Consider the following 14,931-nt stretch of genomic DNA (forward strand, 5'->3'; position numbering starts at 1 on the left):
GTAAAGTAGATGGATGTCGAATTATGACGGGATGTGTCTTAATTAGTATAGGTTATAATGACAAAAAAGGGAATAACGAACCTTGTGACAGGAAGGGAACTATGAAAAAATTCGACATCAAGAACATCAAAATCCGAAAAGTCTCAGTCGATGAGCTGGATGACCGGATGCTGCTGATGAATTTGTATCTTACTCAAGTCCTTACACTTATTATCGGCTTGGCATGGATTTTTTTTCAGGGGCGAAATCCTTTTTCACTTTTGGCTGTCCCGGAAGGATCTGCCTTTCTCTACTGGGGGTTTGGATTGGCCGCAGCCGTGGTGGCGGTCGATCTCATTTTGTCCCGGTGGATACCGGAGGAGGCGGCGGATGACGGCGGCGTGAATGAGAGGTTGTTCCGCAGAAGGCCTGTCTGGCACATACTGGTGATTTCCTTTATAGTAGCCGTATGTGAGGAAATGCTCTTCAGAGGAGCCCTGCAACACGCATTTGGCCCATACTGGACGAGTATTCTGTTTGCCGCTATACATGTCCGGTATCTGCGCCACTGGATACCGACAGGACTTGTTTTCTCTATTAGTTACGCTCTTGGCTGGATTTATATCCAGACCGATACATTGTGGGCGCCGATCGCGGCACATTTTGCAATTGATATGGTTATGGGTCTCATTATTCGATTCCGGAGGGAAACATGAGCAGGGGAAGGAAACGTGGACAGCCGGCGGGACCGGCGCATCATGAAATTGTGCAGAAACCCGAACAGGAGGCGCTTCCCCCGCGCCGGGTTAAGCACCCGTCTAGCAAGCAGCAGGTAACCAAGTGGTTTTATAACTCCTTAATTTTTCTATTCCTGGCACTTGCCGCCGGCCTGTTCTGGTATGGCCGTCAGATGTCGGGGGAGTGAATGAGCCGCTATTTTTCGCATATGAAATAAATAAGACAGTTACGGAGGTCGATCGCATGCTCATTGCTGCTGCTCTGCTGTCTGCCGGGTCAATTGCGTTCGCTGTTTGGATGCTGGCTGAAGCATTCCGTACGGCTGTCAATACTGAAGAGGTAAGACTCCATCGTCTTCCTGCGTCCTTTGACGGGACGCGGATTTTTTTTATCAGCGACATTCATCGCAGAAGGCTCCCGCAGAAGCTGCTTGATGATCCGATATTATCTGAAGGGGCAGATCTGGTGCTGATTGGCGGCGATCTTCGTGAAGGGGGCGTGCCGCTGAAGCGGACCCGAGATAATGTAAGACTGCTCTCCCGGCTTGGACCAGTCTATTTGGTATATGGCAATCATGACCATGATGAGCCTGTTCGGGAACTGGAGGTGCTGCTCGAGGAAGAGCGGGTTAGGGTCTTGGTTAACGAGGCTGTCCGGCTGGAGAAGAAGGATGGAAGTGTGATTAGACTGGTTGGGGTCGATGACCCCAAAACCCGCCGAGACCGGCTGGGGCTGGCCCTGGGAACGGGTAAGGCAGCAGTAGACCAGGAAACAATTCCGTTTACACTGCTGCTGGCGCATGACCCCATCATAGCCGAACGGCTGCCGTGCAGCGGCGAAGGGAGCAGGATCGATCTGATCCTCGCCGGTCATACACATGGCGGGCAGATCGTCGTTCCCTTCGCTGGTGCTGTCATTAATTCCAAGTCGCTGAACCTTTACCCGAAAGGCTGGTTCCAGCTGCAGCAAGCCGGTATGGCAGTAGGCGAAGAATGCCGGATGCTCGTCAGCCGGGGGTTCGGCACTTCCAAAATTCCGTTCCGGCTTAGGGCGCCAGCGGAGGCGCATCTACTTACTCTTCGTTCTTGTCCCCAGTCTGAATCGTCTCGGGATCAATAAAGCCATAGCCCTTGCCTTCAAGCTTCGTAAGGAGCTGGTCAAGTGCTTCCGCTGTCCATGGCAGTTCATGCATGAGGATATTGGCTCCCGGGTGCAGCTGATCCATTACATTGGTTATGACGGCATCCGGCTTGTTCTTGTTCTTGGGATCCCAATCGAGCGAACCGTTGGACCAGGTCATATACAGCAGTCCTTCATTCTTAGCGACTTCTTGTACACTGTCGCCTCCCGAGCCGAATGGCGGTCTGAACAGCTTGGGCTTGCTGCCGGTTACTTCGTTTACGAGCTCCTGAACATCTCCAATCTGCTTTCTGACTACGTCAGCCTTTTCCTTCTTCAGATCGATATGGTCCCAGGAATGGTTACCGATTGAATGGCCGCTGTCTGCGATCAGCTTAAGCAGTTCTGGATTTGCTTTGGCCCGGTATCCGTTAACGAAGAAAACGGCTTTAGCGTTATGCTTCTCCAGCGTATCCAGCATGCTTTCCAGAAGATCACGCTCCTTAGGCCCGTCATCAAAGGTAAGCAGTACCACCTTCGCTGGTGTGCTCTCTTCGATGGGAACAAAACGGTACGCCTCGTTCATACGGTATAGCGGGGAAGCAGCGGCTGTCTCTTCGCCATCAGAGGAAGCCGCTTCTTTGCTGCCCGCTGCCGAAGGGTCTTCCTTGATCGCATCTTCGTTGTCTTCCTGTACCTGATCCGGAGCAGCCTCAGGTGCGCTCTCCTCGGGCTGGGTAACAGTGTTATCCGGTGTCTTAGAGGGGGTATCCGTCAGGGTGGTATCTGTTTCAGCCGGCTGGCCTGGCGGATTGACATCCGTGTTTTCGTTTTGGCCGCAGGCAGCCAGTGTGAAGGCGAGAATGATGATTGTAACGGCAGAATAGCATTTCGTCAGCATGGTTACCTCCAATGAGTAGTTGATTGTAATTTATTGTAGCATTACCCCGATTTCACATCCAGAACCCTCACTTTCCTTAATTTGATCGGGATTACGGAAGATGTTCCGGACAAACTAATCCAGGAACCGAATTATTAAGGGAGGTACCCGTTATGAGAATGAGCGGTTTTCTGGTCGGTGGAATCGTAGGTGTAATGGCAGCCGCCTATCTGGCGAAAAGACGTCCGGGGTCCTTTGCATGGGTTGGGGACGCGGCATCCGGACTAGTAGCGGGAGCCAAAAGCAAAATGATTGAAAACGCACTTGACCGTAAATTTGGCAAGGAGAAGCAGCCGAACCAGGCTGCGGCTCAAAATACTGCTGCAATGAATAATGCAGCGCAAAGCACAATGGCACCAAATGCGGTCAGCGGTACGGCTGGCAGCAGTGCCCAGAACCAGCAGCAGGACAGCTCCTGGAATATGATTGCACAGCTGATGACGAGCGACCCGGAAGTGAAGAACCAGGCAGCCCAAATTATGACGGAAGCAGCTACCCCAGCTGATTCGGCCGCATCCACAGCGTCGCAATAAACAGACGGATACAAGTTGGCCCGGCCGCCTGCAAATACAGGCGGCCGGGCCAATTTCTTTTTCAGGTGCATATAGTGCATTTCAGCAGCAGACATGATAACATAGATACATATAACTTATTATCACATATCTTAATACGGTTCATACGATGTTATAACCGATGCTGCAAAGGGGGGTTCCTTGCATGAAGATCGAACGGCTTAGTCAGGACAAGATTCGCATATTCCTGACGTTCGACGACCTCCTTGAACGGGGGATCCAAAAAGAGGATATGTGGCGCGAAATTCCGAAAGTTCATGAGCTGTTCAGTGAAATGATGGAGCAAGCTTACAGCGAACTCGGCTTCGACGCAAGCGGGCCTCTCGCGGTTGAAGTGTTTGCACTTCCGGCCCAAGGTATGGTCGTAATCGTCACCCGCGGCAAAACGGACAGCCATCATATCGGATATCCAGATACGGATGATGATCATGATGATGAGGTTTATGAGATGGAAGTTACGCTTGAACAGAGTGATACAGTTATGTATGCGTTCCGCGATTTTGAGGACGTCATCTCGGTTTCTAAGAAACTGCTTTCATCCGGTATTTCGGAGGATGGACGGCTGTACGCCTATCAGGGCAAATATATGCTTGCATTTGATCCTGCAGGCTCAGAGCCTTCCAAATATCATGCGATTATAGCACTGCTTGCTGAATATGGCGAAGCTGCCTCGGTTACTACGGCTGTACTTGAAGAGTACGGCAAGGTTGTCATCGCCGCAGGCGCAGTGAAAGAGATATGCAATCACTTTGAATAATCGTATAACGAAAGAGCATCTGAACCGGATCATAAATCCGGCAGACGCTCTTTTGTCTTTCCATGGGAAGCGCCGTTAAAGCGCATAGACAGGCGGGGGGCCGTTCATAATAGACTGGTAGAAGGTGGTGTATATCCCATGGCAGCACATAATCATCAGGAGATGCTGGCAGCAACGCAAACCATTATTGAAGAAGCACTGTTGAAGCTGGGTTACGGTTCCGATATGGCCGAGCTCCTGAAGGAACCGCTGCGTATGCTGACGGTTCGGATACCAGTCCGGATGGATGATGGACGAGTGAGGGTTTTTACCGGCTACCGGGCCCAGCATAATGATGCGGTGGGTCCGACCAAGGGAGGCGTCCGGTTTCACCCAAGTGTTACCGAGGAGGAGGTAAAGGCGTTATCCATCTGGATGACGCTGAAATGCGGCATAGCCGATCTCCCTTACGGAGGCGGGAAGGGCGGCATTATCTGCGACCCGAGAAGCATGTCGTTCCGGGAGCTGGAGAGGCTGAGCCGGGGCTATGTACGCGCCATCAGCCAGATCGTTGGACCGAACAAGGATATTCCCGCTCCGGATGTCATGACCAATTCACAGATTATGGCCTGGATGCTGGATGAATACAGCCGTATTCGGGAACATGACTCTCCAGGCTTTATTACAGGCAAGCCGATCGTGCTGGGAGGCTCACTGGGCAGAGAGACAGCAACAGCGCGGGGCGTGGCCATTATGATCGAGGAGACGCTTGCTGTCATGGGGACCCCGCTCAAGGATGCCCGGATTGTCATTCAAGGCTTCGGAAACGCAGGCAGCTATCTGGCCAAGTTCATGTATGACGCGGGTGCGAAGGTGGTCGGAATCTCCGATGTTCACGGAGCGCTGCATGATCCGGACGGGCTGGATATCGAGGATCTGATTGATAAGCGGGATTCTTTCGGGGCGGTGACGAATCTGTTCCGCAAGACAATCAGCAATGACGAGCTGCTGGAGCTGGAATGCGACGTGCTTGTGCCAGCTGCCATCGAGAATCAGATTACCGCAGATAATGCTCCACGGATCAAAGCTAGGGCTATTGTAGAAGCCGCCAACGGGCCAACAACACTTGAGGCGACCAATATCCTGAATGACCGCGATGTCCTTATTGTGCCTGATGTTCTGGCCAGCTCGGGAGGCGTTATTGTCTCCTACTTCGAGTGGGTTCAGAACAATCAAGGGTACTACTGGTCTGAGCCGGAAGTAGATGTAAAGCTAAGAGCTATGATGGTGCGGGGATTCCGCGAGGTCGTCGATGTTCACCGGTCGCGCAAGGTCAATATGCGGCTTGCCGCTTATATGGTAGGTGTCAGGAAGGTCGCGGAGGCTGCCCGCTTACGCGGCTGGGTATAGATTCTTCATAAAGAAAGGAGGTGACAGGCGTTAGATGCTGCTGCTCTCAATCTTGGCGGCAGCCATTGCTCCAGGTGTGTCTTTGCTGGTCTACATTTATTTGAAGGACCGCTATGATATGGAGCCCTTCCATATGGTGGCAAGAATGTTTATTGTCGGCATGCTGATTGTGCTGCCGATTGTCATTGTACAGCGGGGGCTCATGCTGTGGTTAGGGGAAGAGCCGTTCATCTACGCTTATGTCATCTCTGCTGGCGTCGAGGAAGTGATGAAATGGTTTGTGCTCTATCACATCATCTACAATCATACGATCTTCGATGAACCATATGACGGCATTATTTATGCATCCGCCATTTCACTTGGCTTCGCCACGCTGGAGAATGTGCTGTACGCGCTTCTGATGCCTTCTACGTTTGGCTCCCTGCTCGTCAGGGCTCTGCTTCCGGTTTCGGCGCATGCCCTGTTTGGCGTCATGATGGGCTATTACGTGGGAAAAGCCAAATTTGCCGAGCAACACCAGACCAGACGTCTGCTGGCCTTCTCGCTGGCCCTGCCGCTGTTCTGGCATGGTCTGTACGACTACATCATGCTGACTGCTGAAACAACGTGGATTTACTTTATTGTACCGTTGATGATTGTGCTGTGGATCAGAGGCCTGGCCAAAATCCGCAGGGCCAATGCGCACTCCCCTTTCCGGATTGTCGGACGCGAGGACGAGGTTAAAATGTGAGTCTTCCGTCCATAATGCCTAAGGACAAAGTTAAAGACTTATCCAGGAGGTTGTTATGGAAAACATGAGGGTTAAAGTGAGAATACGCTGCAATCAATGCGGAGAAAAGTTTGTGCTGCGAGGCAAGCGCGAGAAGGGAAGAATCGACACCGGCTTTAAGCAATGTCTATGCAATAATACCGAAGATTTCGAGATTGAAGAACAAATGGTATAACGACCAATATCTCATGCATAAAGCTCCTTTCGACAAACCACACTAATGGCAGGTTTGTTAATGAAAGGAGCTTTTGCCTTATGTACCAACGGTTAAGCGCAGTCCTGTTTCCCGTAGCAGCCCTGCTGCTGGTTGGCTCAGCCTATTGGGGTTATCAGGAGCATCAGGAAAAAAACTCGATTCTGATCAAAGCGGAAAATCAGTATCAGCGGGCTTTTCACGATTTGACTTACCACGTCGATCAGCTTCATGAGGAGTTAGGTAATACCTTGGCAGTGAATTCAACTTCGCAAGCGTATCACCGCAAGGGTCTGATCAATGTTTGGCGGATCACTAATGAAGCGCAGAACGAAATCAACCAGCTGCCGCTAACTCTGCTGCCATTCACGCGTACGGAAGAATTTCTCTCGAAGATCGCGAATTTCTCTTATAAGACGGCGATCCGGGATTTGACAAAGGAGCCGCTCACCAAGAAAGAATATGATACGCTGCTCACGCTGTATAAGAGTTCCGAAGACATTGCCAATAACCTGCAGGGAATGCAGACCAAGGTGCTGCAGGAGAATTTAAGATGGATGGATGTCGAAATTGCGCTTGCCTCCAGCGGGGAGCAAGAGGAGAATACCCTTGTGGACGGCTTCCGGACGGTAGATAAGAAGGTCAGCGAATATCCTGAACTGGATTGGGGTCCTTCTGTAACCAAGATGTACGAGAAGCGCTCCCTTAAGCTCATGCAGGGTGAAGCCAAGAGTCCGGAAGAGATCCGGCAGTCGGCCGCTCATTTTCTCGGCATAAAAGACCCGTCGGTCATTCAGGTTGAGGAGAACGGGCAGGGCACGGAATATCAAACGTATTCTGCGGTTATAAGCGACCCGAGCTCCGATCGGCAAATCAAGATGGATTTTACCAAGAATGGTGGGCGGATGATCTGGTACCTTAACCCCCGTAATGTCGATAATCCGGCGGTCGATGTGGAGACAGCAGAGCAGGCTGCATCCTCATTCCTCCGTACCCATGGCTACCCCAATATGCAGGCCATTACGTTTGACAGGACCGATAACGCCATCGTGCTGACGTTTGCAGCCCAGCAGGATGAGGTGCTGATCTATCCGGAGAAGCTGACGGTAAAGGTAGCCCTGGATAACGGGGATATTATTGGTCTGCAGGCAGCAGACTTTGTTTATGAGCATCATGAGCGTTCCTTGCCTAAACCTGCACTGGACAGTACTGAGGCCCGCAAGGCGCTTAATCCCTCGCTGCGTCTCCAGGGTGAACGCCTTGCCCTCATCGAGAATGATATGGGCGAAGAGACGCTGTGCTATGAGTTTACAGGCAGAATTAATGGAGGAAGCTACCGGATTTACATTAATGCAGATTCAGGACAGGAAGAGAAGATTGAGCGGTTTGAAGCAATGGAATAGGAAAAAAGGGCTATTTTGTGGTAGTTGAATCTCAATCCTCCATGTTATAATCAACCATATGGAGGGAGGAGCCCAATTGCTGCCTAAAGTGAACCAAGTATTAATTCTGCAAGTTGCTTCTTCTGATGAAGAGGAAGCGAAAATCGAGTATAAATCAAGGATTGCCGATATACAGGAAGGACGGCTGCTGATTGAGGTGCCCATGCTTGAGCAGACCGGCCGGCTGAAGAAGCTTTACTTGGGGGACGAGCTGTCCGCATACTTCCTTAATGAAGAGGGAGTGAAGCATTATTTCAGCTCTCACGTGCTAGGCTTCAGGCAGGATGTCCTGCGCCTGGTTGAGATCAAGATGCCCGAGCCGGATTCGATAACGAAAATTCAGCGCCGGAGCTTTCTGCGGGTATCGGCCGAACTTGAGATGGCAATCAGGCTAAACGGCGATCAGCGGTTCATCGTCCATACGGATGATGTTGGCGGCGGGGGGATTTCCTTCTTGGCGGAAGGCGCCCGCGATGTTAAAGCGGGCGATTCGCTGGAGTGCTGGCTTCTGCTGCCTTATAAGAATGGATCCCTGGAGCACGCCAATTTCAAAGCGGAGATTGTACGCGTCAAGCTGCTGGAATCCGGCCGCAAGCAGGTTATGGTGAAGTACATCAGCATAACGGATGGCGAACGCCAGAAAATTATCCGTTACTGTTTCGAAAGACAGCTGGAAGTGCGAAAGCAGTAGGATACCATATGTGAATAACCGCCAGCCGGGGCGGGCAAGCTAAACCCAAATATCGGAAGGAAGTGTCCGTGTATATGGGGAAGCGCAAGTCTTACGGCAGCTGTTCTAGTTGGGAAAAATGGAGCCGGATCGCTGACGAAGTTAGCTTCCGGCTCTTCTTGTGCCTGGCGGTGTTGTTCGTAATCCTCTTCATCGCGCAGGCGGCACTGAAGATTGAGCCGGTCAGAAGCTGGCTCTTGTTAACCGAGAGGCTGGAAGGCATCCCTTATACTGGGGATGTCTTTTGCATCTCTGTTTTTAGTGTGGTATAATTTTCACGTTCGCAGGCCGTGCCTGCTTTTTTCTTGGGGTGCTGTGAAGCTGGGGCTTCCTGCTTACCTGATGGTGGAGGGATTATTTTTTGGCAACGATAGAGCAGCATAATAACAGCGACCGGATCAACATTGCGATTGACGGTCCAGCAGGAGCGGGTAAAAGTACAGTTGCCCGCCGTGTAGCCAGCTTGCTGGGGTATGTGTATATTGACACAGGAGCCATGTACAGGGCTGTGACATTGGCCGCACAGCGGTCTGGCATCGGTACAAGCCGTGAAGATCTGCTTGCAGAGCTGGTAAGTAATCTGGACATTACATTGAAACCAGGGGATCCTGTTCAGCGGGTGTTCCTCAATGGCGAAGATGTTACCGGGTTGATCCGCTCGCGGGAGATTACAGCAGGTGTGTCGGCAGTGGCGGCTGTTGAGCCGGTCAGAACCAGTCTTGTTGACAAGCAGCGCAAGCTGGCACTTGCCAAAGGCGTTGTCATGGATGGCAGAGATATCGGCTCGCATGTGCTTCCGGATGCGGAATTAAAGGTGTTCCTGACAGCTTCGGTGGAAGAACGCGCGAAGCGCCGGTACAAAGAGTCTGGTGCTGAGCAGGGTTATACGCTGGAGCAGCTGGAGCGGGAGATCGCCGAACGGGACCGGATGGACGAGCAGAGGCTTGTTTCTCCGCTTGTTAAGGCGAAGGATGCCGTTCTGCTGGACAGCACGAACGATACGATTGATGAAGTCGTGCAGCGGATATTGGAGCTCAGCCGCGGCAGAATTGCGGAGGCGAACTCACAATGATATACCGGATATGCCAGTTCCTGCTTGATGTGCTTTATACGTTACTATTCCGGATTAGAGCTGAAGGTCTGGAGCATGTACCAGACCATGGTCCTGTACTGCTCTGTTCTAATCATATCAGCAACTTTGATCCTCCAGCAGTTGGTCTTAAAGTACGCCGTCGCGTTCACTTTATGGCCAAGGCTGAGCTGTTTTCCTTCAAACCATTAGGCGCACTGCTTACGGCGATCGGCGCTTTTCCGGTCAAGCGGGGCGGAGTCAGCAAGGAATCCATTAAGCTGGCGCTGCAGCTGCTGAAGGACGGCCAGGTAATGGGCATATTTCCTGAAGGGACGCGCAGCGTTCCCGGAATGGAAGGAGCGGCTAAGAAGGGAGCGGCAATGATTGCTCTTCGCAGCGGCGCATCAGTTGTGCCAGTGGCGATAACGGGCAGCTACAGGCTGTTCGGCAAGGTTATTGTCCGTTACGGGCCCCCAGTTGACCTGTCCATTTTTGAGGGCGATAAGGATCCTGAACTGCTTGAGAGGGTTACTGACGTCATCATGGCTCATATTCGTGAGCTAAGCAGGTAGCTATGCCTATAAGCTTTCACACATGCCTTATCTTACTATAACGAGAACATTGATTTTATTTTAAATCCTGCGAAGTGTTTCAAAAGCCTTCGACAGGTTTAAATAAAGTTGGGGTATGAATCGAGGAGGTTAGTTCACATGTCAGAAGAAACGAAGGTTCAGGAATCCGCAGCAGCGGAAAGCATCACCGAAGAGACGATGGACAATTTGGTATCGATCAAGAAGGGCGATACGGTTAAAGGTACGATCGTCAAAATTGAAGACAACCAAGCCTACGTCAGCCTTGGATATAAATACGACGGCGTAATTCCGCTTCGGGAGCTTTCCGCTGTTCATCTGGATAATGCGGCAGAAGCGGTACAAGTGGGCCAAGAGGTTGAACTTAAAGTGGTCAGCATTGACGACGATAAGGAAAAGCTTGTCCTCTCCAAGCGCATTATCGACGCTGAGCGTTCCTGGAGTGAGCTTCAGGAGAAATTCGAGAAAGGCGAGATTCTGGAAGTCACGATTGCCGATGTAGTAAAAGGCGGTCTGGTTGCCGATATCGGCGTTCGCGGATTCATTCCGGCTTCGATGGTTGAACGTCATTTTGTAGAAGATTTCAGCGACTACAAGGGGCGTACGCTGCGCGTTAAGATTAAAGAAATCGACAGTGAGAACAACAAAGTGATCCTGTCGGCCAAAGAAGTGCTCGAGGAAGAATATGAGGCTAACAAGCAGCAAATCATGTCTTCCCTTGAGGTAGGCCAGGAAATCGAAGGTACGGTACAGCGCTTGACGCCATTTGGCGCCTTTGTTGATATCGGTGGCATAGACGGCCTTGTTCACGTATCCGAGCTTTCCTGGGAGCATGTTGCCCATCCGAAGGATGTGGTAACAGAAGGCCAGGCAGTTCGTGTCAAGGTACTGAAGGTTGATCCTGCAGCAGGCAAAATCAGCCTGAGCATGAAAGCAGCACAGCCTGGTCCTTGGGAAACAGCTGCCGACAAGTTTAAAGTTGGAGACATCGTTACCGGTACGGTTAAGCGTCTCGTTAACTTTGGCGCATTTGTTGAAGTAGCTCCTGGCGTTGAAGGCCTGGTTCATATTTCGCAAATCGCACATCGTCATATTGCAACTCCATTTGAAGTGCTGAAGGAAGGTCAAGAGGTACAGGCAAAGGTACTGGACTTCATCCCATCTGAGCAGCGCATCAGCCTTTCCATTAAGGAAACGGAAGAAGCACCGGAGCCTTCGGCAAGACCGGAGAGACCTTCCCGTGCTCCTAAGGAAGAAATCAATAATCCGAATGTCAGCATGAACAAGGAAAGCATGAGCTTTACCCTTGGCGAGCGCTTCGGTGATAAGCTGAGCAAGTTCAAGTGATCATGATGTAACCAGAAGAGCTGCTGCCTGCAGGTAACCCTGCAGGCTGGCAGCTCTTTTTCCGTCTGCACGTCCTGTTAGACCGCCAGGAAATCAGCCGACTATGCCGGCAGGCTTTGGCACATAATAGGACCAGAAGGAGGTTATGTCTTGATTGCCGGATATCTATCTGTATGGCTGCTGCTCTCAGGCATGATCCTGATTATGACCGGCTGGCGGCGGGAGCTCATCGGAGGCTGCAGCATGCGGATAGCGGCCTTGTTCCTGGTGCCGCTGACCGCAATGACGCTGCTATCTGCCGGCAGACCGGTTTATTATGTTCTGCTGCCTGTTGCTTGGCTCTGGCTGTGGGCAATGATGGCAATAACCAAGCATGAAGCAGCGGTCCATCAGACTTATATTTACTTGACTGCGCTGCTTACGGCTGCTGCCTGGATTTGGATGCGCAAGCTGTACTGGTTCGATCCCGTCTTCGTGATCCTTCATCCCTATACCGATGCCCCGCTGCTTGCGGCGCTGGCCGCTGCATTCATGTCTGCCAGGTTTCGGGACCAATTCGCTGTGCTGGCGCTTTCTTCTACGATCGGTGAGCTCGGTTCAGTTCTTATCCCGCTGAAAGAGCTGACTTGGAGGAGTTCAGTGCTTGACAGCCGGGTTCTGCTGGACAGTTTCCTGCTTGCCATGGCAGGAGTACGCTTGGTGACCGTCCTGCTTTCCCTTTGTGTTAACCTATATGCCAAGCTGCGAAGAGCGGGCAAGCAGCTGCTTAACAGCATTGCACAGATAAGGGGGAAGACGGGAACATGATGGTATTTCTCGCTGCGCACAAGCAGACGATCGGAATTTTGCTCGGTGTTTTGGCGGGTGTAACTGCCCGGCTTTACATGCTTCACACAGATTACCGTCAGTATCCGACTTATCCGCACGGAAGGATCATTCATATATCACTTGGCGTAATAGCAGCGGCACTGGGGGCTATAGCGGTTCCGGCACTATTTAACAAGGATTACACCGCGATCACTTTCCTGGCGCTGGCCGCTCAACAGTTCCGCGATGTACGCAAGATGGAGAGGGAGACGCTTACGGTTATCGATAGACTCGAGCTTGTGCCTCGCGGTGCCACTTATATTGAAGGGATTGCTATGGTGTTCGAGGGCAGGAATTATCTGGTCATCCTTACGGCGTTCTTGACCAGTCTGGCAGCGATCGTGTGGGAGTGGTATGCTGGTGCCGCTGCTGCTCTTCTGATGCTGCTTGCTGTACGAAAGCTGAGGTCGGGCAAATCTATCTCCCATATTGCTGCAGCCGAGGCGGTGCAGGTTCGACAAGATGGGCCTGACTTGTTTGTGGATGATATCTATATGATGAACGTAGGTCTGACGGCCAACCAGGCGATCATTAAGGAGCGGGGCATTGGCATTGTCCTGACCCCGTTTAATCCCAACGGAAAAGCGACAATTGCCAATCTCGGGCAACGGCAGGCCATTCTCTATGATTTGTCCACTCTGCTGGGTGTCTTCAGGGATGAAGGCGAACCGGCCCTGGTACCACTCGCGAAGCTGGACATGAAGGACGGCAGGCTCGCGATCTTTATGCTGCCGCAGGAGAAGGATGTTAATAAGGCACGAGAAATTGTCGAACGGGTGCCAATTCTGGAATCCGCCGTTCGAATGCCGACTGAGGCAGGCGTCAATCATAAGGAGGGAAGGGCAAGTGGCTAAAGTTGCGGCTATTGTTACACTCGACCGGGAAGCAGTCGGGGGCGGAGCGCCCATTTTTGTCGAGCAGAGCCGCGAACAACAAGAGAAGACCGCGTTTTTGCTCGAAAAGATATTGGATGCAAGTGTACATGATTTGAAGAATGGCATTCTGGTTTTGGTGAAACACGGCGACAAATGAAATGTTAGCCAAGCCCGAGGTTTTTTGCTATGATGGTTATCGTGAGAATTTTTGAAGGAGTGGAATAGATGGCAAGACCCGTAGTGGCGATTGTCGGGCGGCCAAATGTCGGTAAATCCACTATATTTAACCGGATCATTGGCGACCGGTTGGCAATTGTGGAAGACAAGCCCGGTGTAACGAGGGACCGTCTGTACGGCTCCGGGGAATGGAACGGCAGGGCCTTCAGTATTGTGGATACCGGAGGCATTGAGATTGACGGCGAGGACGAGATTATGAAATCCGTTCGAATGCAGGCCGAGCTTGCAGTTGAAGAGGCTGACGTTATTGTCTTCATGGTAGATGCCAAGGCAGGACTTACGCATGCGGATGATGAGGTTGCGCATATGCTGTTCCGGTCGCGCAAGCCGGTTGTTGTAGCCGTTAACAAGGTGGACAACCAGGGGCGTTCGGACGAAATTTACGAGTTTTACAGCCTGGGCTTTGGCGATCCGATCGGGATATCGGGTGCTCACGGAACAGGTATCGGTGATCTGCTCGATGCGGTGGTGGAGAAGCTGCCGGTCATCGAGGACGATGAGTATGATGAAGACGTCATCCGGGTTGCGCTTATCGGCAGACCGAATGTAGGCAAGTCATCGCTCGTGAATGCGATTCTTGGCGAAGAGCGTGTCATAGTAAGCGATGTGGCGGGTACCACCCGCGATGCAATTGATACACCTTTCGAGCATGATGGCCAGAAGTATGTATTAATCGATACAGCCGGCATGCGCAAGCGCGGCAAGGTGTACGAAACGACCGAGAAATACAGCGTCATGCGGGCAATGAAGGCGATTGAGCGGGCCGATGTTGTTCTAATCCTTATTAACGGTGAGGAAGGCATTATCGAGCAGGATAAGCATATTGCCGGTTATGCCCATGAAGCTGGCAGAGCATCCGTCTTTGTTGTGAACAAGTGGGATGTGGTCGAGAAGGATGACAAGACGATGCAGCATTTTGAGCAGAATATCCGGGATCACTTCCTGTTTATGACGTATGCGCCGATCGTTTTCTTGTCCGCCAAGACGAAGCAGCGTCTTCACAAGCTGCTGCCTGTTGTAAACCGGGTATCGGAGCAGCACTCGATGCGCATACAGACTCATCTGCTTAACGATGTGGTTGCGGATGCGATTGCAATTAATCCACCTCCTACGGACAAAGGCAAGCGTCTGCGGATTAATTATGTAACGCAGGTCGCGGTTAAGCCGCCTACGATTGTTATCTTCGCGAATGATCCCGAGCTGATGCACTTCTCTTATCAGCGGTATCTGGAGAATAAAATCCGAGCAGCGTTCGAATTTGAAGGAACGCCGGTTAGGCTTGTGACCCGCCGGAAGTCCGAGGAGGATTAGAGAG

The 14,931-nt window shown here is 51.7% G+C and carries 19 protein-coding genes; 18 read left to right on the top strand and 1 reads right to left on the bottom strand.

Going from position 1 to position 14,931, the window contains the following annotated elements:
• Positions 1–101: 101 nt before the first annotated feature.
• The 3 genes from DNH61_RS23015 to DNH61_RS23025 are packed head-to-tail and all read left to right on the top strand — an operon-like array spanning position 102 to position 1,836.
• The gene (locus tag DNH61_RS23015) at positions 102–695 is read left to right on the top strand and encodes a CPBP family intramembrane glutamic endopeptidase (protein ID WP_111149164.1); all 594 of its coding nucleotides are present in this window, start codon (positions 102–104) and stop codon (positions 693–695) included.
• Complete coding sequence (locus DNH61_RS23020) at positions 692–904, top strand: hypothetical protein (RefSeq protein WP_111149165.1); 213 nt, start codon at positions 692–694, stop codon at positions 902–904. The genes DNH61_RS23015 and DNH61_RS23020 overlap by 4 nt, the downstream gene beginning before the upstream one ends.
• Positions 905–960: 56 nt before the next feature.
• Positions 961–1,836, top strand: a complete 876-nt coding sequence (locus tag DNH61_RS23025) for a metallophosphoesterase (protein WP_111149166.1) — start codon at positions 961–963, stop codon at positions 1,834–1,836.
• Here the strand turns inward: DNH61_RS23025 and DNH61_RS23030 are convergent.
• Positions 1,790–2,737: a polysaccharide deacetylase family protein gene (locus DNH61_RS23030; RefSeq protein WP_111149167.1), complete on the bottom strand. Its 948-nt coding sequence runs from the start codon at positions 2,735–2,737 to the stop codon at positions 1,790–1,792. The two genes, DNH61_RS23025 and DNH61_RS23030, sit on opposite strands and share 47 nt — an antisense overlap.
• A gap of 152 nt (positions 2,738–2,889) precedes the next feature.
• Here DNH61_RS23030 and DNH61_RS23035 point away from each other — a divergent pair, with 152 nt between their 5' ends.
• The 15 genes from DNH61_RS23035 (at position 2,890) to der (ending at position 14,927) form a co-directional block, all read left to right on the top strand.
• Positions 2,890–3,309, top strand: coding sequence for a hypothetical protein (locus tag DNH61_RS23035; RefSeq protein WP_111149168.1), 420 nt, complete (start codon positions 2,890–2,892; stop codon positions 3,307–3,309).
• Positions 3,310–3,493: 184 nt separating this feature from the next.
• Complete coding sequence (locus DNH61_RS23040) at positions 3,494–4,105, top strand: genetic competence negative regulator (RefSeq protein ID WP_111149169.1); 612 nt, start codon at positions 3,494–3,496, stop codon at positions 4,103–4,105.
• Between the two features lie 138 nt (positions 4,106–4,243).
• Entirely contained in the window at positions 4,244–5,494 is a 1,251-nt protein-coding gene (locus DNH61_RS23045; RefSeq protein WP_111149170.1) for a Glu/Leu/Phe/Val family dehydrogenase, read from the top strand.
• Positions 5,495–5,528: 34 nt separating this feature from the next.
• Positions 5,529–6,224: a glutamic-type intramembrane protease PrsW gene (gene prsW, locus DNH61_RS23050; RefSeq protein WP_111149171.1), complete on the top strand. Its 696-nt coding sequence runs from the start codon at positions 5,529–5,531 to the stop codon at positions 6,222–6,224.
• A gap of 55 nt (positions 6,225–6,279) precedes the next feature.
• Complete coding sequence (locus DNH61_RS26520; RefSeq protein ID WP_181438833.1) at positions 6,280–6,438, top strand: hypothetical protein; 159 nt, start codon at positions 6,280–6,282, stop codon at positions 6,436–6,438.
• Between the two features lie 80 nt (positions 6,439–6,518).
• Positions 6,519–7,859, top strand: a complete 1,341-nt coding sequence (gene ypeB, locus DNH61_RS23055; protein WP_111149172.1) for a germination protein YpeB — start codon at positions 6,519–6,521, stop codon at positions 7,857–7,859.
• Positions 7,860–7,935: 76 nt separating this feature from the next.
• On the top strand, positions 7,936–8,589 hold the full coding sequence (locus DNH61_RS23060; RefSeq protein WP_111149173.1) for a flagellar brake protein: 654 nt from the start codon (positions 7,936–7,938) through the stop codon (positions 8,587–8,589).
• Positions 8,590–8,663: 74 nt separating this feature from the next.
• Entirely contained in the window at positions 8,664–8,900 is a 237-nt protein-coding gene (locus DNH61_RS23065; RefSeq protein ID WP_111149174.1) for a hypothetical protein, read from the top strand.
• 89 nt (positions 8,901–8,989) lie between these two features.
• Entirely contained in the window at positions 8,990–9,700 is a 711-nt protein-coding gene (gene cmk, locus DNH61_RS23070; protein ID WP_111149175.1) for a (d)CMP kinase, read from the top strand.
• Positions 9,697–10,272: a lysophospholipid acyltransferase family protein gene (locus tag DNH61_RS23075; protein ID WP_111149176.1), complete on the top strand. Its 576-nt coding sequence runs from the start codon at positions 9,697–9,699 to the stop codon at positions 10,270–10,272. The genes cmk and DNH61_RS23075 overlap by 4 nt, the downstream gene beginning before the upstream one ends.
• A gap of 138 nt (positions 10,273–10,410) precedes the next feature.
• Positions 10,411–11,637, top strand: a complete 1,227-nt coding sequence (gene rpsA, locus DNH61_RS23080; protein ID WP_111149177.1) for a 30S ribosomal protein S1 — start codon at positions 10,411–10,413, stop codon at positions 11,635–11,637.
• 150 nt (positions 11,638–11,787) lie between these two features.
• Positions 11,788–12,444, top strand: a complete 657-nt coding sequence (locus tag DNH61_RS23085) for a YphA family membrane protein (protein WP_111149178.1) — start codon at positions 11,788–11,790, stop codon at positions 12,442–12,444.
• Positions 12,441–13,358 carry a YIEGIA family protein gene (locus DNH61_RS23090; RefSeq protein ID WP_111149179.1) on the top strand — a complete coding sequence of 306 codons (918 nt, stop codon included), beginning with the start codon at positions 12,441–12,443 and terminating at the stop codon, positions 13,356–13,358. The genes DNH61_RS23085 and DNH61_RS23090 overlap by 4 nt, the downstream gene beginning before the upstream one ends.
• Positions 13,351–13,536 carry a capping complex subunit for YIEGIA gene (locus DNH61_RS23095; protein WP_111149180.1) on the top strand — a complete coding sequence of 62 codons (186 nt, stop codon included), beginning with the start codon at positions 13,351–13,353 and terminating at the stop codon, positions 13,534–13,536. The genes DNH61_RS23090 and DNH61_RS23095 overlap by 8 nt, the downstream gene beginning before the upstream one ends.
• Before the next feature lie 68 nt (positions 13,537–13,604).
• On the top strand, positions 13,605–14,927 hold the full coding sequence (gene der / locus DNH61_RS23100; RefSeq protein WP_111149181.1) for a ribosome biogenesis GTPase Der: 1,323 nt from the start codon (positions 13,605–13,607) through the stop codon (positions 14,925–14,927).
• Positions 14,928–14,931 lie beyond the last annotated feature (4 nt).

The organism is Paenibacillus sambharensis, from assembly GCF_003233845.1.
Classification (GTDB): domain Bacteria; phylum Bacillota; class Bacilli; order Paenibacillales; family Paenibacillaceae; genus Paenibacillus_I; species Paenibacillus_I sambharensis.